At 36.1% G+C, this 21431-nt stretch carries 19 protein-coding genes; 5 read left to right on the forward strand and 14 right to left on the reverse strand.

What is annotated here, in order from left to right:
• Position 1 precedes the first annotated feature (1 nt).
• Genes ND811_RS01585 through ND811_RS01630 form a run of 10 tightly spaced genes read right to left on the reverse strand, consistent with a single transcriptional unit; the run spans position 2 to position 11529 of the window.
• Positions 2 to 1231 (reverse strand): DUF2804 domain-containing protein, encoded by a 1230-nt coding sequence (locus ND811_RS01585; protein WP_265350676.1) that lies wholly within the window; start codon positions 1229 to 1231, stop codon positions 2 to 4.
• A 29-nt stretch (positions 1232 to 1260) separates the two neighbouring features.
• Positions 1261 to 2823 (reverse strand): methyl-accepting chemotaxis protein, encoded by a 1563-nt coding sequence (locus ND811_RS01590; RefSeq protein ID WP_265350675.1) that lies wholly within the window; start codon positions 2821 to 2823, stop codon positions 1261 to 1263.
• A gap of 2 nt (positions 2824 to 2825) precedes the next feature.
• Positions 2826 to 3611, reverse strand: coding sequence for an enoyl-CoA hydratase/isomerase family protein (locus tag ND811_RS01595; RefSeq protein WP_265350674.1), 786 nt, complete (start codon positions 3609 to 3611; stop codon positions 2826 to 2828).
• An 11-nt stretch (positions 3612 to 3622) separates the two neighbouring features.
• Positions 3623 to 5548: an AMP-dependent synthetase/ligase gene (locus ND811_RS01600; RefSeq protein WP_265350673.1), complete on the reverse strand. Its 1926-nt coding sequence runs from the start codon at positions 5546 to 5548 to the stop codon at positions 3623 to 3625.
• Between the two features lie 8 nt (positions 5549 to 5556).
• Entirely contained in the window at positions 5557 to 6387 is an 831-nt protein-coding gene (locus ND811_RS01605) for an SDR family NAD(P)-dependent oxidoreductase (RefSeq protein ID WP_265350672.1), read from the reverse strand.
• A gap of 22 nt (positions 6388 to 6409) precedes the next feature.
• Positions 6410 to 7372, reverse strand: a complete 963-nt coding sequence (locus tag ND811_RS01610; RefSeq protein WP_265350671.1) for an NAD-dependent epimerase/dehydratase family protein — start codon at positions 7370 to 7372, stop codon at positions 6410 to 6412.
• Between the two features lies 1 nt (position 7373).
• Complete coding sequence (locus ND811_RS01615) at positions 7374 to 8603, reverse strand: acyl-CoA dehydrogenase family protein (protein ID WP_265350670.1); 1230 nt, start codon at positions 8601 to 8603, stop codon at positions 7374 to 7376.
• Positions 8498 to 9379 carry a bile acid:sodium symporter gene (locus ND811_RS01620; RefSeq protein WP_265350669.1) on the reverse strand — a complete coding sequence of 294 codons (882 nt, stop codon included), beginning with the start codon at positions 9377 to 9379 and terminating at the stop codon, positions 8498 to 8500. The genes ND811_RS01615 and ND811_RS01620 overlap by 106 nt, the downstream gene beginning before the upstream one ends.
• Before the next feature lie 4 nt (positions 9380 to 9383).
• The gene (locus ND811_RS01625; RefSeq protein ID WP_265350668.1) at positions 9384 to 10925 is read right to left on the reverse strand and encodes a GMC family oxidoreductase; all 1542 of its coding nucleotides are present in this window, start codon (positions 10923 to 10925) and stop codon (positions 9384 to 9386) included.
• Entirely contained in the window at positions 10918 to 11529 is a 612-nt protein-coding gene (locus ND811_RS01630; protein ID WP_265350667.1) for a hypothetical protein, read from the reverse strand. The genes ND811_RS01625 and ND811_RS01630 overlap by 8 nt, the downstream gene beginning before the upstream one ends.
• Before the next feature lie 124 nt (positions 11530 to 11653).
• On the opposite strand from ND811_RS01630, the gene ND811_RS01635 reads away from it, so the two are divergent.
• Positions 11654 to 12232, forward strand: coding sequence for a TetR/AcrR family transcriptional regulator (locus ND811_RS01635; RefSeq protein ID WP_265350666.1), 579 nt, complete (start codon positions 11654 to 11656; stop codon positions 12230 to 12232).
• A 9-nt stretch (positions 12233 to 12241) separates the two neighbouring features.
• On the opposite strand, the gene ND811_RS01640 is transcribed toward ND811_RS01635, so the two are convergent.
• Entirely contained in the window at positions 12242 to 13444 is a 1203-nt protein-coding gene (locus ND811_RS01640; RefSeq protein WP_265350665.1) for an EAL domain-containing protein, read from the reverse strand.
• Positions 13445 to 13623: 179 nt separating this feature from the next.
• Between ND811_RS01640 and ND811_RS01645 the strand changes: the two genes are divergently transcribed.
• Together ND811_RS01645 and ND811_RS01650 are read left to right on the forward strand one after the other, a co-directional pair.
• A complete protein-coding gene (locus ND811_RS01645) occupies positions 13624 to 14337 on the forward strand; it encodes an RluA family pseudouridine synthase (RefSeq protein ID WP_265350664.1) in 714 nt (237 codons plus the stop codon).
• Entirely contained in the window at positions 14327 to 14968 is a 642-nt protein-coding gene (locus tag ND811_RS01650) for an HAD family hydrolase (RefSeq protein ID WP_265350663.1), read from the forward strand. Before ND811_RS01645 ends, ND811_RS01650 begins: the two co-directional genes overlap by 11 nt.
• Before the next feature lie 7 nt (positions 14969 to 14975).
• Here ND811_RS01650 and ND811_RS01655 read toward each other — a convergent pair whose 3' ends face one another.
• Both ND811_RS01655 and ND811_RS01660 read right to left on the reverse strand, forming a co-directional pair.
• Entirely contained in the window at positions 14976 to 15905 is a 930-nt protein-coding gene (locus ND811_RS01655; RefSeq protein ID WP_265350662.1) for a response regulator, read from the reverse strand.
• Positions 15902 to 17518, reverse strand: coding sequence for a sensor histidine kinase (locus tag ND811_RS01660; protein WP_265350661.1), 1617 nt, complete (start codon positions 17516 to 17518; stop codon positions 15902 to 15904). Before ND811_RS01660 ends, ND811_RS01655 begins: the two co-directional genes overlap by 4 nt.
• A gap of 100 nt (positions 17519 to 17618) precedes the next feature.
• Between ND811_RS01660 and ND811_RS01665 the strand changes: the two genes are divergently transcribed.
• Positions 17619 to 18689, forward strand: coding sequence for a quinone-dependent dihydroorotate dehydrogenase (locus ND811_RS01665; RefSeq protein ID WP_265350660.1), 1071 nt, complete (start codon positions 17619 to 17621; stop codon positions 18687 to 18689).
• Positions 18689 to 19885, forward strand: a complete 1197-nt coding sequence (gene rlmD, locus ND811_RS01670) for a 23S rRNA (uracil(1939)-C(5))-methyltransferase RlmD (RefSeq protein ID WP_265350659.1) — start codon at positions 18689 to 18691, stop codon at positions 19883 to 19885. Before ND811_RS01665 ends, rlmD begins: the two co-directional genes overlap by 1 nt.
• Here the strand turns inward: rlmD and ND811_RS01675 are convergent.
• The gene (locus tag ND811_RS01675; protein ID WP_265350658.1) at positions 19878 to 21431 is read right to left on the reverse strand and encodes an FAD-dependent oxidoreductase; all 1554 of its coding nucleotides are present in this window, start codon (positions 21429 to 21431) and stop codon (positions 19878 to 19880) included. The two genes, rlmD and ND811_RS01675, sit on opposite strands and share 8 nt — an antisense overlap.

Below are 21431 nucleotides of genomic sequence, written 5' to 3' on the forward strand. Positions count from 1 at the left end.
ATTACCACTGCTGGTACATTTGCTCAGCAAAACCAGCAAGATCTTTTACAATTAATTTTGTTCCATTGTCCAAAACAACATAACCGTTGTAATGTCCAAATGCTTTATTTAAATAAGCTTCCGTCTTAAGAAGTTCCAATATTTCGGAGAAGGTAAAGTTTTGGTATAATTGTTTTAAGAAACCAATCATTCCCATTAAGTCAATGTCTGAATGTAAAAGGTAAACCGGTGTGAATTCGAGTTCCAAACGTCCTTCGTTACTGATAAACTTCCAAGGTTTTTTATAATCTGTTACGTCGTACTTCCAAGTAACTTTATCAAGTTTATGAACCTTTCCTTTATAAACGATTCCATTCTCGGTAGCATTGTTTGGAATTCCAAAACCATAACCTAAATTTAAGCTAAGTAACTCACCATCAACTAGACCTGCACCCGCTGCCCACAGCCATTTGTTTTTTTCTGGCCAAGTTCCTCTTCCCCAATCTAATACTGCATAACTCTTATCACTAAATTCATAACTGATATTGTTATGTTCGATAGAACCTTTACAAAGCAAACTAGGCATTTTGTATTCATAGAAAAAAGTTGATTCAGAAAAAGGAGTAATCACAGCGAGTGCCTCTGGAGCTTTTTCTTCCAACTCTAAATTTCCTTTAATAAATGCAGAATTAGAATCGCCATTGATAGAATATTCTATGACTCTTTTGCCTTTTAATTTAGTAATACGAATGTACTGATCCCCTTTTTTGAATTCGATTGGATCTATTGTATTCGTAGGAAAAAATATCTCACCAGGTCTTACTAATTCAGTTTTGGAAAAGAGAACTTTGCCAGTAGAGAACTCTAAAAGTTCAATGCTACCCATTGCCAAATTTCCAATGTCCGTAATGGTTACGGCACCACCAAATTTTTCGTTATAAAATGTATAATGTTCCCAACGTTTATATCGTTTTGGCTCTGCCTTTATAAAGGATTCATCAATTTGAAAATAAGGGTATCTAGCCCAACCCGAAACATTTAGTTTTCCATCGGCTAATAAAAGTGGGATTGGGTTTTTGATTTCTTTTTGATCAGTACGATTAAGTCCGGGTTCTGGAATTAACGTGATGGTTTTTCCGTGTTGGTCAACGATTTGGTCTGGTTCCAATGGTGTATTAGAACAATTGAATATGCCAAAACTTATGAGAAAAATTCCAAAAAAGATTAGCAGTTGTGATTTGATTTGAAACATAAATGTTCTCCAAAAAACAAAATTTTATACTAGGAGTTGCTTAAAGTCAATAACTCTTGGGATTGAAATCTAATTTGTTCTACGTACTGCTCCAAGTTTCTGGATGCATCCGATATTTGACTCACTTCATCTTCTAAGGATAGGATTCCTTTATTCACTTCAGTTTGTCCCGAAATTTGCTCTTTCGTACTAAGTGATATTTGTGAAGATAAATCATTTATCTCATTCAAACGAGCCAAAGTATCAAAAATAATTCCCTTTTGTTTTTCAAATAGCTCATGCATATAACTAACTTTCTCTGTTGTTATTTCTAATTTTTGAATTTGATTTGTTGTTAATTTCCCTGTTTGGGTGGAAACATCTGCGGCGTTAAAAATAAACTTTCGAGAATTCCCTACAACTTCCGAAATTATTTTTGCATTTGTCGCAGTAAAGTCGGCAAGTTTGCTTACTTCGCTCGCGACAACCGCAAATCCCTTGCCTACATCCCCAGCACGAGCCGCTTCAATCGAAGCATTCAACGCAAGTAGATTAGTCTTCTCACCGATTTCAGCGACAATTTGATTGATTTCATCTACTTTATCAAATGAGGATTTAATTGAAGTTAAGTACTCACTGGTTCTATGAGAGACCGTTGCAATTTCTTTTATATCTTTTTTATTTTCATTCGCTAATAAAATTAATTCCTGATTGATCTCACTGATCGTTTTAACTAATTGATCTAGCTCGTTCGATCCAGAAAATAAACCTGATATTTTAATATTTTGGTCATTGATGATCTTAGCATTTGATTCAAAAGAAGAAAACAGTTCTGTGTTGATTGCTGTAACTTGTTCTAGAGATGCAGCTTGGGATTCTAATCTTTCTGCCGTTTTAGAAATATAGTTTCCACAACTATGAATCGAAGATTCTAAGCTGATTGCTGCTCCTTGGACCATTTTCTTTTGAACGATTGACTTTTGAAATAAATCCTCTGATTCTTTTGCTTTCTCTATTCCTTTATCGCTGATTTGAATCAAAAGTGCAATAAGCCTTGAAAGTAATACGCCACTTACAATGATAAATATTCCTTTTATAATTTCAGCAGAAGTTCCAACATATCCTGGTTGGATATAAAGTGTTGGATCTTCAGTCGGAATTAGTCCACCATAAGAGATAGATATAAAGTACGACAAAAATACACCCACACCCGCCAAACATCCATTAAACAATACAAAATTAGGATTTCCTAGAAATCCAGAGTATATTAAATAAAAATACACAACGAGAAGCACTGCAGTGTTATTTAAAGCAGACTTTGCTTCTAATGGACCCATACTGCAGTCAATAGATGTATTGATCAAATGAAATCCTATATCTAAAAGGATAATTAATTTATGAAACCAATTTGGTGGATTTCCCATTTTTATCCAAAGATAACAGACAGTCGCATAAAAACCCATAACCAAAGTTCCCGAAAGGTGTATCGCAAACATTGTTTGGGGCATACTATCTTTTGCTCCCAGTAGAGCTGAGAAAAATACAAAAAAGAGAACCATTCTGATTCGATTGACTGTTACTTTTCCATTCTGCCAGAGAGACTCAATATTCATTGTTAGTTACCAGTAAAAACAGGTTTGCGCTGATTCGTAAAACTATCTAAAGCTTCTTTTAAATCTGAAGAATCTAAAATCTGAGATTGTAATTCGATTTCTAATTCCAAACTTTGGTCTAAAGGAATTTTATCTCCCTGTTGAATAATTTGTTTCGTAATAGAAATTGTTTTAGGAGGTAAAGATTTAAACTTATTTGCAAATTGTTTCACAGAGTCTTCCAAATTATCAGGAGACACTACTTTAGTGACCAAGTTAAGTTGTAATGCTTTTTCTGGGTTAAATTTTTCACCTAACATAACCAATTCATTTGTTGCTGCCACGCCAGCATTACGAGTAATCCGATTCGTTCCCATAAGTACTGTTAAACCTAGTTTAACAAGCGGAATTGAAAATACTGATTTTTCACTAGCAATTCTAAAATCGCAGCATAAACTCAACATAAAACCACCACCCATACAAAATCCTTGTAATTTGGCAATTGTTGGCTTTTTGATATTTTCAAATGCTGTAAAACAACTTTGCATTTCTCTCATGTGATGTTTAAATTCTTCAGAATTAATTTCAGTCACTTTGTTTAAGATGTCAATGTTAACACCTGAAGAAAAATGTTTTCCAGCACCCTGCAAAATGATGACCCAGACATTTTGATTTTCATCCAGTTCTTTACTAATTTTCTTTAGTTCAAAAAGAGAATCCATATTCATCACATTCAAATCATTGGTTTGCAATGTAATTGTTGCGATTCGATCTTCTATACTTATATTCCAAGATTTATAAGTTTGCACTGAAATTCTCCCTATTTACGATACATAGATTCAATTTCATTGTGATACTTTTCTTGAACTCTATTCCGTTTAACTTTTTGTGTTTGGGTTAATTCATCATGCACTACAAAAGGATTTTGTAAGATGTAAATATTTGAAATTCTTTCGAACGATTTGAATCCATTTTTATCTGAAATATACTTCTTCACTTCTTCTTTGATTAATTTTTGCAAATTTTCTTCTTCATTGTAGATACTGTGATTCAAATCCAAAGATATTGAATGTAAATTTAAGTAGGATTGGACTTTTTCAAGATTTAAGAGAATTAAAACGGATAATGTTTTTTTATCTTGTCCTACAACAACTGCTTGCTCTATATACTCGCTTTGCTTTAAACAAATCTCAATTGGTTCTGGTTCCACATTTTCACCGCCAGAGAGAACAATTGTATCTTTTGCTCTACCAGCAAACTTAAGTGAACCTTGAGCTGTATAAACAAGTAAGTCTCCTGAATTTAACCAACGATCAGCAGTTAAAACGGCTTTTGTTTTTTCCTCCTCTAAATAGTAGCCTTTCATATTATGAAATCCATGATGGAGTGCTACACCCTTGATTCCAGGTTTTGTGATTTCTTTTCCATATTCATCAATGAGTTTGATAGTTACTCCTTCAATAGGTTTCCCAACATTACCCACTGAAAAATCATTATAATGCCTTATAGTGGAGACACCTGAATTTTCTGTCATTCCGTAGACTTCTAAAATTGGCATTCCGATCGCATACATAAAACGATCTACTTCAGCTTGTAGTGCTCCAGCACCCGCAAAAGCATAACGCAATCTACCACCTAATACAGATAATATTTTTGATAAGATTAATTTTGAAATAGGAAGCAAGGGAAGATACATCACTAGTTTTATAAAATGAAAAACTTGAGAAAGAAATTGAATATTTGTTTTTGGTGAGTTTAACCTCGGAATTTTATCAAAGGCAAGGTCATAACAAATAGAAAAATTAACGGAGTTCCAAACAAGTAATTTCAAAAAGTACTTTTTGAAGATATTGCTTTTGTTAATGCTATCCCTGATTTTATCATAAAAACTTTCCCATACACGAGGAACGGTAAATAAAATCGTTGGTTTTGCTTTTGCTAAATCTTTTCCTAACTCGGCGACTGTTGTAAAAGCAATTTTGATACCAGAATAAAAACAAATTGTTTCAAAAATTCTTTCGCCGCTGTGCCAAGGTGGAAGAAATCCCAATGTTACATCACCTTCACCAACACTTACACCTGTTTTTCGAAATTCAGCTACTAGAGAATGAATTTCGAAAAGTATGCTTCCATGTGTTAACATGACACCTTTTGGTTTTCCTGTTGTACCCGAAGTATAAATGATGGTAGCTAAATCTTCTTCCTGAATTTTTTTACCTCTCGAATGAAACTTATCATCACTAATAGAAACTCCAGCTCTCTTCAATTCAGAAAAATTTAAAATTGGAAAACCTAACTCAGTATTTTCACTTCGATTTTCCCCAAATAAAATAATAGTTTCGATTTTTAATTTTTTTAATTCAGGCAAAAACTTTAGAAATGTTTTTTCGTTTTCAATAAAGACAATTTTACAGTTTGCATGAGCTAAAATATATGCAATATCGTCGAAAGTAGCATCCGTTCCTCTGGGAACATCCACACATCCAATATTTGTAATCGCCATACTTACTTGTAACCATTGATGGCCTACATCAGCTATAATCCCAATTCTATCTCCAGAGTTTGCATTTAAGTAAAGTAGGCCCCTGGATAAACTTTCCACCGAAGAAACAAATTCATTATAACTAATATCAGAATAAATTTTTTTGCCATCTTTATAACTTTGAACTGGAAGATCACCATATAGCCGTCTTCCTTCTTGTACTAAGTTATAAAGAGTTCTTTTTTCTAAATTGGGAACTTTCATATACATTCCTAAACATTTATATTCATATGGTTTAACAAAATTTTATCTTTTAGTTTTTGTGGTAAAAACCGATTGAGACCCAAAAAGAAAGTGCTCATAAAATCAACTTGGTTAAATAACTTTGGTTTATTAGAAACGATAACCTTTACAATCTTTTCCGCCGCTTGAATAGGATTCGTAGCTGTTCGAATCAAATCATTATCTCTATCAATAAAGCGAACACAACGATCATAATATGGTGAATTCTTTTCAGGTAACTTTTGAGCTTTTGCTGCAAAGTTAGTGGATACTTGCGCAGGTTGTATCATTGCCACTTGAATGCCAAATGAAGTTACCTCGTAACGTAAGGAAGATACCATTCCCTCAATTGCAAATTTTGTGGCCGAATAAATTGATTCAAATGGAAAAGGGACTTGGCCCACGAGGGAGGACATTACAACCAGTTTTCCTTTTTTAGCGATACGCATAGAAGGAAGGAAAGCCTGTAAAAGTCTTGCACAACCGATGACATTGATATCAAAACATTGGAGGGCTTTGTTCAGATCAACTTCCTCAAAGGGACCAAAAAAACCTATCCCTACATTGGAAACGACTGTTTCCACGTTACCGAATTTTTTTAAAACGGTATCTTTGAATTTAACGATTTTTTCAGACTCGGTAATACTTATTGGTTCTAAATGAAATTTTGCATTTAACTTAGTTAATTCGGAAGCCAAACTATCTAAATATTTTTTTTCAATATCAAATCCGCAAATGGTGTACCCTTTGGCCGCTAACATAAGGGAAACTTCCCTACCCATTCCTTGCGCTATTCCGCTAATTACTATGACTTTACTCATTTTTCTTATCTCCTTTCTAAAATTATTTCATACTTAAAATTGAATTTTCGAAATCAGGATATTTCAAAGTATAACCGACTGATTTCAATTTACGATTATCCATATAATAATCATTGTATAGATATTTGATTGCTTCATATTCCAAATCAGGAATTTTCCCTCTCAATTTGGCAATAGGTTCTTCTAACTTTGCCAATACCTTAAGGAAAGATAAAGGAATATGAATTTTATTAATCTTCGAACCGAACGCTTCTGCAGCTAAACTTAAAGCATCTTCTAAACTTGGATGGCTATCATCTGCTATATTAAAAACTTCACCAAACAGAGATTCGTTCTCCGATAAGTAAATCGCAGCAGACGCTACGTCCTCTACCCTAATATTTGCTAACCTTTGTTTTCCATTTCCAGGAATACCTGCAATTTTTCCTGGTCTTGAAAATACTTTTCCTGCCCCATCATTGCAACCAGGACCATAAACTGTACAAGGTCTTAAAATCACTGCCTTAAGTCCTTTTGGAATCTTATTATTTACAATTTGTTCGCCGTCATATTTACTTTTACCATAAGAATCCAAAGGAAAACAGAGATCCGTTTCTTGAAATGGATTACCTTTGTATATCCCATATACACTCGAAGAACTAAAGTGTATGTATGCCTTTACCTTTTTTTCTAATGCTAAATCTGTGATTTTATCTACAGCGTTTACATTGATAGGTTTTAAAGTTTCATAAGGTGTACTTAAATTACAAATCCCAGCCACATGAAAGATTCGATCTACTCCATCTAATAAAGGCCGAAGTTCCTCTTCTTTACGAATGTCCGATTTAAAAAATTCAATATTTGGATTCTTTAAAGATTGAATTCGATCGTTCCGTAAATCAGTTACTCGAATTTTTAACTTCGGGTCTTTCGAAAGTTCTTTCAGGAGTTCAAAACCAATAAAGCCATTCGCTCCTGTAATTAAAGTTGTAGCTGTAAATTTCATATTAATAGTGATAAGAGGGTCTTAATATTTCACGAGCAACATTGTTTAACATCACTTCTGAGCTTCCACCGCCCGCTAATAGGGATTTTACCTCTCTCACATAACGATCATAGGGGCGATTTCTGTAACAAGCATGAGAACCCGTTAATGTGAATGCTTTATTAACTGTTTCATCTGCAACGACACCAGCAAGATACTTTGCAATTGAAGTTTCTAGATTGTGATTTACTTTTTGATCATGTAACCAAGCTGCTTGGTTTCTAGCAAGTTTTGCCGCCTCTAATTCAGAAGTAAGCTTAGCGATAATCCATTGAATTCCTTGAAAATCAGAAACTCTATTTTCACCTACCTTTCTAGATTTTGTAAATGACACCGCATGATCTAAACAGCCACGAGCAATACCAATTAGTTGCGATGCAACACCAAGACGACTAAGTTTAAAAATTGCCATGAAGGTTTCAATTCCTCTACCTTCTCTTCCTAAAACACTATCAGCAGGAATTCGACAATCTTCAAAATGTACATCATACATAGGTGCAGATCGTAATCCTATAGGATCTTGTTTCTCATAACGAATTCCTTTTGAATCTTTATCTACCAAGAACTCCGTTAATCCTTTGTCGGTTTTTGCTAATACCATCATTAGCTGAGCTTCTTTTCCCAAATTAATATGAACTTTTAATCCATTTAAAACCCATTCATTTCCATCTTTTACAGCAGTGGTTTGAATATTTTGAAAAGAAGATCCTGCATCTGGTTCAGAGATAGCTTGAGCAGCCATTATCTTTCCTTTCGCAAGTTCTGGTAACCATTTTCGTTTTTGTTCTTCGGTTCCCACTGCTAACAAACCTTGCTGAGCTTGTATTAAATTCTGAGGACCATAAACTAGTTCTTTGGCAGTTTCTTCCATAATTATTGTATATTCTAATGCGCCTTTTCCCATTCCGCCGTATTCCTCTGGGACAATTACACCAGTCCAACCTCTTTCACCTAACGCACTTAATACGTCCCATGAAAATTCACTATCACGTTCTTCGATTTCTCTTCTAGGATCGTCACCAGCAATCTTTGCGTAGGCCGCTACAGCTTCCCGTAATTTGTTTTGTTCCTCTGAAAAATAAAAATTCATTTTACTTGTTCCTTTTGGTTTTTCTTCGATTTTAAATAAAAGAATAAAGTGGCGATTGATGATGTGACAGGAACGAATAATGCGTATAACAATGGCATCCACAAAATCTCATTCACCAAAACAGGCGGAAAACTGAGTAAAATTACCGCTATGGTAAGAGGACCATTTTGAATCCCAGTTTCTAAAGAAACTGTTGTACTTTGCTTTATTGTTAAATTAAATAACTTGCTTAGAGTATAACCAAATACATAACCTAAAACAGTAATCAAAATGGCAGAAACATACATTGCGATAGTAGTTTCTTTAAGAATTTCAATATTTTTAGGAACCATTACGATCAAAAGAAAAAGAATCATAAGAATTCCTAACACACTTCCAATTTTCTCAATTTTTAACGCCAACCTTATGTTAGCTGATCTAATTTTGATTCCGATTAAAACTGGAAAAATCAAAACAACAATTGAGCCTATAATGCTTTTATATGGAATTTGAATTTGATCAACGTTGAATCCAGAACAATACAACCAAAACAAAAATGGCATCATCACTATCGCCAGAATTGTAGAAGCAATGGTCATGCTAATACTAAGTGCAACATCACCTTTTGCGTAATAAGTTAATAAATTTGAGGTAGTTCCACCAGGAGTACATCCAACTAAAATCAGACCAATGGCAAATGATGGAGAAAGTCCAAATCCTTTAGCTAATCCAAATGCAATTAAAGGCATAAATCCAAATTGTGACAACATTCCAATCAATAATGGCTTTTTCGAATGAACTGCTTTTTTAAAATTTTCTAAAGTTAAGGTTGTACCCATCGCAACCATTAGAAAAAAAATCATAGAAGCAAATAATATTTCTTCGATTCTTGTAAGCATGATTTTACTTTAGTTCTTTCGCCAATTGAGTGGCAAGTTTCGATGCAATTGCGTAAATAGTAAAACTTGGATTTACTCCAAGGCTTGTTGGGAAAATAGAACCGTCGATTACTGATAAGTTTTTTAAATGGTGAAATTTTCCGAATGCATCTACGACAGATGTATTTGGATTTTTACCCATCGGATTACCACCTAACGGGTGAGTTGAATTTACAACAGTGTTTGGAGATTGTATTGTCATTGATTCAATTCCACTTTTTGCCTCAATCCAGGAAGCAAAAGGATTCACAGCATTGTTTGCAGGAACAACAGTCTTTGCTCCAGCAGCAAACTGACATTCCGCCATTGATAAATACGACCTTCTTATACCATCGATCAGGTAGTCATTCAATGGATAATCGAGTATCGGATAACCCGCATCATTCAAACTTACCGTTCCACCAAGACTTTCTTCATTAAACCCATCCCTAATTTGTGACACTAATACGTGTAAGTTAGGATAACTTTTTACATATGCCTCAAACTCTTCGCCAACTAACTTGCGTAAATTCATTAGTACAATTGGTTGTGCACCCACTGCTTCTATGTTATAACCAGCTCTTCCTGTAACCCCATTCTTCCATAAGAATTCATCAGAAGCCACAGATTGGGGAGCTCCAAAAAATCCATAAACAGGGGATGGCATTTCTGCTACCGAATAGTTATGCAATTGTACAAAAGTTCTTTTCCCAATCAATTGATACGGATCAGGGAGTTTGGATCGCAGAAGTAAAGCAGGAGAATTTATGGCTCCGGCACTGGTAATAAAATGTTTTGCAAACAATCTAATTTTTGGTGTTCCATTCTTACGAATTACTGAAGGAGAACAAATCAAATGATCGATTTGATTCTCTCTCCATTCGTAGCGAACAGCCTTGGTATTGTACAACAAGGTAGTTTTTTCTTTTAGAGCCGCAGGAATTGTAGTCACTAGTTGGCTTTGCTTCGCATCAACCGGACAACCCAACCCACAATAACCTAACATGTGACAATTTTTAACATTACGCGGAATCGCACTATATCGCCATCCAAGCTTTTTTGCACCTAAACTGAGTAAGTTGTTATTCTGGTTATGAGCTTCCCATGTATGAATGGAAAGCCTTTTTGATGCAATATCAAACCAAGGTTCTAATTCTTCCAAACTATAACCTGGAATACCTAAATCATTTTGCCAATATTCTAAAGTTTCCTTTGGCGTTTTGATACAAGTAGTCCAATTGACCACTGTGGATCCACCCACCGTCCTTCCTTGTACAACGGTAAAAGCTTTATCTTTTGTTGGCCGAGTTGCACCTTCAAAGTATAGGCGATTAAAGGTAGAAAGCTCCTTTAGATCAAAGTCTTTACTCGTTTCATAATTTCCTTCTTCAACGATAATTACTTTGTATCCTGCTTTGGATAAAATCTCTGCACTAGTTCCACCGCCAGCTCCTGATCCAACGATAACAAAATCCGCTTCTAAATCTAAATCCTTCTCTAGATATGAAACATTAATTAATTTATCCATGACGTAATCCTAATGCATGTTCTGGACCTGGATATCCGACATGTTTCCATGAGTAAGATGAATCAAAATATCCAATCGTAATCATGGATTGTAAAAAGAAGAATAATGAACGAAATAAGCTGATATACGACATCTTCCATTGGTTTAACGTTTTGATAACGACCGTTCTATCCGTTAATTCCCAATGGGAACCAGATCCAAACAAATACCATCTAACAAATCTTAAATTCAAGAAATGAATGGCTTCCAATATCTCTTCTTGAGTATGAATAGGAAGAGAATTCAAATAAGAATCAATGCCAAGGATGACTTCATTGATAACCTTTTCTTTTTCTATAGCTTCGCTGGGTAGAAAGTGAAAAATTAGTGCTTCGCTCAGATGAGCAAAGATTTCTTGAGCATCGGAATCTAAAAAATGGCAGTTAATTCCCCTACTGGTAATCACCTGGTTTGTGGATGGTTTACATTTCCATGTAGAAAGAAACAGGAATACCGCGCCAAGAGCAGATGTTTTGACAACCGTTCGCCTAGAAATTAGATTTTTTCTCGAAATTGCCATCGTAAATCCGTATTCACCCTCGTAAAATAATGAATGAATATTCATTCCTTTTTTTACTTTACAAGTACTTTTTTAAAAAAAGAATGAAACGAAAGGGATTTTGGGATTCAATGATCCCAATTGAAAAAGGAACAAAACATCCAAACTGTTTGGATGGAAGTGAGTATCATTGGTTGAGAAGTCGTCAAAACTAAATAAAAGCGAAGAAATCCTTAACGCTGCATTGGAATTATTTACTGCAAAAGGATTTGATGGTACGGCAGTTCCACTCATTGCAGAGAAAGCCAATGTAGCTGCTGGGACAATTTATCGGTATTTTGCTAGTAAGGAAGAACTAGTGAATAGTTTATTTCAACGATGGCAAGAAAGCCTATATAATAAAATCAAATCCGATTTTCCAGCAGAGGAAAACCCAAGAGAACAATTTCACTGCATTTGGAAGTCAATGGCCGAGTTCCAAAGAGAAAACCCACTTGCTTTTGATTTTTTAGAAATGCAATACAATCTTCCTTATCTGGACAAAAAGAGCATTGAGAAACGAGCGTTGCTTTTGAAATTCTTAACTCGATTTGCACATAACAATCGCAATATACTCAGAAACTTACCACCAGATGCTTTGATAGCAATTGTTTGGGGTGCTTTTGTTGGTTTGGTAAAAGGATCTAGAAATGGGAAAATAAAATTAGATTCGGCTTTTTTAAAAGAATCAGAAGAGCTAATGTGGATAGCAATTCGTTTACCAACTTAAAGACTACTTTTAATCTAAAGTTAAATCTACAAAAAAAGAATATCCCAATTCGTTAACACGGGAAAACACAATCACATTCTTTTTTAGTTCTTTGTCCCAATAAGGATCACTGACTTGCCAATTTTCTGAATCTCTGAAAACTTGTTTCACATGTTTATAAAAGAAAGGCATATAAGACCAGTTTTTCTGAATCAATAAAAGATTTTCGCTAAAACCTGTTTCGCTAGTGCGCTCGTAATAAGGCGACACTTGAGTACCCAACCAATCAGTTACATAAACTCTTTTAATATGAGAATCTAGTTTAAAAAAAGAGTGTGGATCAATAATCACTCGATTTTCTAACTTTATAGTTTTTAAATTAATGGAATTCAGTTTTGATTTTATTTGTTTTTCAAATTCAATCTCAGTAGCAACTTCTCGTCGTTTCATTTCATGATACAATTGTAAGTGTGGAACTACTATGTCACAAATACTACGTTTATCATGATTAAATTCTGAAGGTCTTCCAAGAAAATATCCCTGTAACAGACTTGCTCCTGAACTAATGGCACGATACAACTCTTCCTCCGTTTCGATGCCTTCAAAAAGTAATTGTGAACCTATACTTAAAGAAATCTGTTTCAAATATTCTAAGATGGATTGGTATTCTCTTTTCTCGATAGATTTTTTTAATAAATTTAAATCAATTTTTATAATATCTGGCTTTATGGCACCTAATCGTTCTAAGTTGGATGATTCGGACCCAACATCATCCAAAGCAATACCGAAACCTTGTTCCCGTAAAAGTTCAACCCCTGCAGCTAAAACGTCGGTTCCGTAACTCCCAGATTTTTCCGTAATTTCAATGACAATTCTATTTAAAGGAATCCCATAACTATTCACTAAATCAGAAATCGGTAATGTATTCGAACGGCTTTCTTCATATTCCAAAATCACTTGGTCGGGAGACATGTTTACAAATAAAAGGTCCTTTGTGGATTGAATTTTAGTGAGTGCCAGTCCAAGTAACTGCCGATCGATTATACTCATTCGAAGTGCCGAAACATGAGGATCAGTAAACTCTGGGACAGCATCTAAGTTCCCTAAATCATCGCGTTTACGACCTAAAGATTCGTAAGCAACAACGGTCTGTTCCTCTACGGAAAAAATAGGCTGAAGTAAAGGGACATAATGATTTGCCTGTATAGGTTCCACTGTAGATTCCAAATTCATAGGTTTCCTTTCCACCATCGTCTGTTTTAACGGAATAAAATTCAATAAATTAAACCAATCTTCGAGAAAACCTAGTTTTTCACCGAATTTCAGGAGAAATAGACAAGTCTTGACCCCTTCCGCACTTTTTCTTAGACTCCCAGGAGGGGTAAGAATTCCCCGCTTCCATTTTAGTAAGAATGAAACAAAAGACCAACACCCGCTTTTTACCCAAAGGGTTAAGCATATTATATGAAGACAGGGACATCCTTGTTGTAGACAAACCCGCCGGACTCCTTACGATCGCCACCGAATCGGAGAAATCAAAAACCGCTTATGCTGCTCTTATGGATTATGTAAAAAAAGGGAGCGAACGTTCTAAAAATAGAATCTTTATCGTACATAGATTGGATCGAGAAACTTCAGGCATTTTAATCTTTGCAAAAACAGAAACAGCAAAACAAACACTCCAAGATTCTTGGGACAAAACAAAAAAAGTTTATTTGGCAGTGACTCATGGAGTGTGGAAAGAAAAGGCAGGCACCATCCAATCTTATCTTGTAGAATCCAAGGCGCATCGTGTTTATTCTACTGACAATGCTGAGTTAGGAAAACTATCCAAAACAAAATTCAAAGTTCTAAAAGAAACTCCTTTATACTCGTTATTAGAGATAGAATTACTCACTGGTCGCAAAAATCAAATTCGTGTCCATTTATCAGATAAAAAACATCCGATCGTTGGTGATACAAAATATGGGAACGATACTAGATCTTATCCAAGAATGGCATTACATTCTTTTTCTATACAATTGACTCATCCGTTTAACAAAGAATCTCTTACATTTGAAACACAAATTCCTGCATACTTTACTGGACTTGTCGGTGGATACGAAAGGAAATTAAATGAAACATAAAGGTTTTATCTTTGATATGGATGGTGTGGTTGTAGACAATCATTCCTTTCATTTCAAAGCTTGGATGGCATTCGCTAAAAAATATAACTTTTCACTCAATTCAGAAATCTATCGAGATACTTTTAATGGTAAAACCAATACAGATCTGTTCAAAATGATTTTTGGAAATATTTCAGAGAAGGAAATCAAAACTTATGGAGATGAAAAAGAAAGTTGGTACCAAGAATTATATAAAAATGAAATGAAACCACATACGGGTCTTGTGAATTACCTGCAATTTTTAAAAAACAATCACCTTAAGATAGCTCTTGGAACTTCTGCACCTACGATGAATGTCAATTTCACTCTTGATACTTTGTCTTTAAGACATTTTTTTGATGTGATTGTAGACGGACCAATGGTCAGCCAAGGAAAACCTCACCCACAAGTTTATGTACTTTGTGCAAAAGCTTTAGAACTAGATCCTAAAGATTGTGTTGTATTTGAAGACTCGCTCGCAGGTTTACAATCTGGAAAATCAGCAGGATGTTCCATCATCGGTGTGGCCACATCTCATACGGAATCAGATCTAAAAAGTCACGTAAACCATATTATACATGACTTCACAGACCCATCGGTTTTTCTTTTATAAACAAAGATTACTCTTGAAAGTCGGTAAGTAAATTTCCCTTTTTATTGGATAAATCAATCCGAATGACGGCCGTTCTACCTTCGTCAGTATAAGAAAGGTCATCAAAAGATAATTTACGTGCCATAAATATCCCTCGGCCATGCGTTTTAAAAGCATTCTTTGTCATTGCTTCCACAGACAAATACCTTTGCCAATCAAAACCTTTTCCTTGGTCACACACTCGAATTTCAATTCGTTCTTCGTTTTTTTCAAAAGTTACTTTTACAAATTTATCTTTAAATTCGGGAGTTTCTAACCGTCTGAATATTTCTTCCATTAATTTATCGTTATCATGAAGTTCCGATTTTTCCTGATAAGATATACCCAAGTTTCCATGTTCAATGGCATTATTTAAAATTTCCATAATACCAGTTAATACACGTTCTGGATCTGGACATGCGTTTGCAAGTAACGGTGCCAACTCATGAGACTCTCGAATAGAACGAATGCGAAATTCACCGGTAATCATATGTCGAAGAGCACCCATACCTTTATGAAGGTCTTCCTTCGCACGTTGGAGTTTAATAAAATGTTCTACAGCCGTTTGGACAATACGAACTAATAAAGTTCGAGAATACGGTTTCGTTAGATAATAAAAAGCACCTGCATCCAATCCCTCTGTCATATCTGTCACAGAACTCATAGCTGTTTGAAAGATAACTGGAATATCCTTATACTTTTCAGAACGTTTAATCTTTTTTAAGAGTTCGATCCCATCCATTTTTGGCATGAGTCGATCTAAGATAATTGCATGGAATAATGTTGAATCTGCACTAAGGATTTGAAATGCTTCTTCTCCATCCTTCGCTTTCACAACATTAAAACCTTTATCAGAGAGAGATTCATCAATGATCATCAAATTGATCATTTCATCATCTACAGCGAGTAAGTTAATCATCGGAGTCCTTCACGAGAACAAGGAATTAACATAGTAAAAATTGCTCCTTTTGTTTCATGGTTCTCGGCATACAACAATCCGTGGTGGTCATTGACTATTTCTCTGGAAATAGACAAACCAAGGCCTGTACCTTTAGTCCCAGCTTTCACTTGTTTGGATTGGATGAATTTTTCGAAAATTTTATCCAAGTCTTCGGGAGGAATTCCTGGTCCAAAATCACGAATTTGTATTCCGATACCGTTGACATATGACTGAGTTTTTCTCGGAATAAATTCCCTTCGAACCATACTAATTTCAATATTAGTGTCATTTGGGATGAATTTTAGTGCATTTGAGAGAATATTTCGTATCACCTGTTGGATTCTTTCATAATCGAACTCTGCTTCCCAGCGTTCTTCCTTATCTAGTAAAACAACCGTGATCCCTCTTTTTTCCAAAATCACTCGCATTTCGTTGATCACAAACTTTGCCGTTTCTTTCAGACAATTTTTTTCAAAAAGATAGCGCATTTTGCCGGATTCTAATTTGGCAATATCTAAAAGATTTTCTAACAAACCTAACAATCGTTTACCGGACGAATCGATTATTTGAAAATACTCTTTAATTTTTTCGGGGGCAACTGATGCAGACTTCTCTTCCCCTAATTCTGCATAACTCAAAATGGCATGAATTGGTGTTTTTAGTTCATGAGAGATGTTAGCCAAAAAGAGAGACTTCATATAGGAAGCTTCTTCCGCAATGTTTTTGGACATTTTTAAGTCCATCGTTTGGCTTTCTACCAATTCCTCTAAATGATTTCTATATTGGTATAACTCTTGTTCTTGGATTTTCCTTTGACTAATATCTCGTAAAATTCCAGTAAACATTTTCCCTGATTTAGTTTTGAATTCACCCACGGACAATTCACAAGGAAAAATTTCACCTGACTTCCGTTGTGCCACAAGTTCTCTTCCCACTCCGATGATATGTTGCGTCCCTGATGCTTTATATCTTCTTAAGTACTCATCATGTTTTTCTTTATATTCACCAGGAATGATCATCGTAACATTTTTTCCAATGACTTCATCATGTGTATATCCAAAGGTATTTTCTGCTGTTTTGTTAAAAAACTGGATAATACCTTCATCATTAATGATGATAATGGAATCAGCAGCATTTTGTGCCATCGATAGGAATCTCGATTCACTTTCTAAAAACGCATTCTCCAATCGTTTCCTTTCTGTGATGTCCCTATGATTGGACATGATATATCCTTCATAGAGAACTACAAACCGAACTTCCACATATCGAATGTTTGGTTCTATACCGTAGGAGTATTCTTTCCAAAAGACCTGGCTTTTTTTCTCAGATAAATATGCCAACGCTTCTGCAGTGATTTCACGTAAGTATGGAGGTAGGCCCACATCGATATGTTTGCCAAGTAGTGTTTCCGGTTTATCTCCAATATTGACAAACCTGGATGTTTTATAATCTACGATGAATCCATCTCGATTGATTTTGAGCCAAAAATCTGGATTGGACCTAAGTAGGTTTTCCAATTCCCGAAGTACAGCTTCCGGCGGAAAGTCGGAAGGATTCTGCCAAATACGGGCAAATGAAGAATTTGGTGCCATTTTCGTAAGGTCCTGATAATGAGTCTCTAGAAGAACGCTATTTTCGGAAAGAAATTGTAAGAAAAGAGTGCGAAAAAAGAATCAACGTTAAGGTTCTCTCTTGTTTTACAATCACCTGATCAAACCAATCCTATTCCACTTGGACCCAGAATCTGCACACCATTTGGCAGCAACGTTCCTTTCACTTTCGCAAAAGATCCCCTTTTTCCATAAGACACTATCTTCTATATTAGAATACAAATCGAAACGGCTGGAACAAACCATCCAGGGAATCCATTTCCCCAATCCATTAGGACTTGCCGCAGGATTCGACAAAACAGCAGAGCTTTTTCCCACAATGATTCATATGGGATTTGGATTTATCGAAGTAGGAACGATCACTGCGAAAGGACAACCAGGCAACGACAAACCTAGACTCTTCCGTTATCCCAAACATAAAGCCCTTATCAACCGAATGGGATTCAATAATCCTGGGGCCGACATTGCCGAGTCCAATATCAAAAAACAAAAAAAGACCGGTGTACGGGGAATCAATGCGGGAAAATCCAAAGTCACAGAATTAGAAAATGCAGTCGGTGACTATGTATATACGCTTCAGAAATTAGTTCCCTATGGGGATTATGCTGTGATCAATATCAGCTCTCCCAACACTCCAGGTTTGCGTTCCCTCCAAACGAAAAAAACGCTTATTGATCTCATCGAAGGAATCCAATCTGCATTCAATAACAAGTTTCCCATTCCTTTGTATTTAAAATTTGCACCCGATCTCACCGAAGAGGAATTAATCGAAAATCTAAAAGTATGTTTGGATTATAAAATTAATGGAGTCATTCTGACCAACACGACACTCAATAAAGATGTTCTCGGTGAAAAAAATCCTGAGGAAGGAGGACTCTCAGGAGGTCCACTCTTCGATAGATCCCTTCATTTTGTTACCCTTGCTTACAAAACTCTCCAAGGTAAAATTCCCATCATAGGTGTAGGGGGAATTGATTCAGGGGAAAAAGCAAAACGGATGATGGAGGCAGGTGCCAACCTGATTCAAATTTACACTGGTTACATTTATGAAGGACCGTTTCTTCCTTACCAAATTTGTTCTTATCTCGACAAAGTGGCAAAAGAAAAAAAACTCAATAGTATCTCTGAACTTGTAGGATCAGGAAACAAATAATGACAACAAGTCCAGGAACAAAAATCTGCACTCATTTCGGAACCTGTGGAGGTTGTAATTATCTAGACATCGATTACACCAAAGAACTTCGAAAAAAAGAACAAAACATCAAAGAACTTTTTAAAACTTATCGCCATTTAGAATTTCGAACCATTGTTCCTAGTCCTTCACCGGAATACTACCGTCACAAAATCCAACTCCCTTTTGGGCGTAGAAACATTGCCAACAAAACCTTACTCACTTTAGGTCTATTCAATAAAGAATCTACATTTGTCCTCGACCAAACCGAATGCCAAATCCAAGATCCAGGTCTTACCGAAATTGCACTGGCCGTCAAACAATGGGCGAGAAGAGAAGGACTACTTCCTTATAACGAAAAATCCAAACGAGGAATGATGAAATACCTTGTGGCAAGAAAATCTTTTTCTACAGGAGAAATCATTCTAGGTATTGTCACGGCTAAAGAAGATCTTCCTCATGCCAAAGATGCATCCAAAAGACTTCACACTGCCATCCAAAACAGAATTGGGAAATCAGGAAAGTTTGGAAAAATTGTAGGAATCATCCAAAACATCAATACAAAACATACAACTATGGCTCTTGGTCGCGAAGAACATCTGTTATGGGGTAGACCTTACATCCATGAACATTTTGGAAAACATAAGTTTCGTGTAGGTCTTTCCACTTTTTTACAAGTAAACCCTATCCAAACTCCCAGTTTGTATAATTTGGTTCTGGATGAAATCGAACCAAATTCCCGAGTCATAGACGCTTATTCTGGAATTGGTACCATTTCGTTTTGGATAGCCGGAAACTGCAAAGAAGTGATGGGAATTGAAGAAAATCCCAACTCACACAAAACCGCACTAGAATCAGTAAAATATAATAAAGTACATAATGTACGGTTTCGCAAAGGAAGGGTGGCTGAAGTATTACCAACACTTTTTGGAAAAAACTATGATACCTTAGTGCTTGATCCACCTCGCACAGGCCTTGGGGTCGAAGTGGCAGAAACCATTTTGGGAATGGGTTTCAAAAAAATTGTCTATGTGTCTTGTGATCCTGTTAGTCTCCGAGAAGATACAAATTTACTGGCAAGACAGTACTTCTTAAATTCGGTGCAACCAGTGGATATGTTTCCAAGAACCGACCACGTAGAAACCGTAGCCGTTTTTAGAAACAAAAGTCTCACATAACATCCATTACAAATCCGGAGGCTTTTTTACTAAAAGCCATAATGGTAAAACTTGGATCCACGCTGACTCCCGTAGGAAATACGGAAGAATCTGCCACAAATAAGTTTAAAAATCCATGCACTTGGTGGCGAGAATTCACCACAGAATTTTCACTCGATTTTCCCATCCGGCACCCGCCCGCAGGGTGGGGAGCTGCCATCGGAAATTCCGCTGGTCTCCATGCGAGGGCATCAATTTCTTCTTTTTTAGGCATTTTTGAATATTTACGAAGTTTCATTCCTGCAAGAAAAACTTCTTTGGCACCAGCTTCAAAGTTTAACTTCATTTGTTTGTAAGTGAGATCGCTAAAGATTTGTTTGGTGACTTTTCCAAAAGGATAGTTGATTTTTCTTTTACCAAAAAAATCCACTTCGATAGAGCCGAGTTCACCGTCTACATCATCAATCCAACCAATAGTTCCACCCAAATGTTCCATTTGTTTCATATAAGAAAAATGGTCCTTTCCAAAACTAGGAATAAGGGCAGCAAGAGTGGCTGGTTGTAATTGGTTTGGCATTAGCATATACCCGCCTTCTTTGTACTTTCCATTTTGGTATCGGGCTAATCGAAAATCCTCTACTCCATAAGCGGCAGGAATGTTACGCCATTGAATGATTGGTTCTTCATATAATGCATGTATCATGGGGGAAGGATTGATTGCTAGAAACTCACCGAGAGCCGGTAATCTCTTTTTTAAACCATTGCGAAGTAAAAAAGTTGAACTGCCAAATCCACCTGCAGAAACACAAACAGCTTTTGATAAAAAAGTGATTTTAGTAGCCGTTGGCCTGAGTGTCCTTCGGTCAATCACCACAGCTTCTAGGCCGGTAACTTTCTGACCAATATAGTTTAACTTTTCTGCACGAAGGTCGGTATACACATCTGTTCCTAATTGCACGGCTCTTGGAATATGAGTCACAAGTTGGGATTGTTTGGCCCCAAACATACATCCTTGCATACAGTGCCCAGACTTCTGACAGTTTTTCCGCGCTTGTGGGACGGCATGACCGTCCCAGCCTAATCTTTGTGAGGCGCTTCGAAAAAGTCGATTCATTGGGTTATAGGATTCTTCTCCCGCGGGAGTTACATGTAGGTCAGATTCCAATTCCGCCCAATAAGAATGTAAATCTTCCGGTAGGTGGTTTTCCATTCCGTATTTACGATTCCATAATAATAACCGATCTTCAGGAGTACGGTAACTGTCTGCCCAGTAGTGTACGGAGGCTCCACCTAAGTTGTTTCCATACACGAGGTTGATCCCGCCATCTACCGTGGTATGAAAATTTCTCTCTGCTGAAACTTTCCCTCCCATATTCAGCTCATAGTTGTCAAAGGTTCCTGTGTGATAATTTCCTCCTTGTTCGATGAGTGCCACTTTAATTCCTTTTTTGGAAAGTTCATAGGCCATCGTAGAACCACCACAACCAGAACCAATCACCACAACATCAACAACGATGGTTTCTTTATTCGCATAACTTTTGTAATCACGATACATTCCTGGTTTCAT

It is taken from the genome of Leptospira soteropolitanensis (assembly GCF_026151655.1).
Classification (GTDB): domain Bacteria; phylum Spirochaetota; class Leptospiria; order Leptospirales; family Leptospiraceae; genus Leptospira_A; species Leptospira_A soteropolitanensis.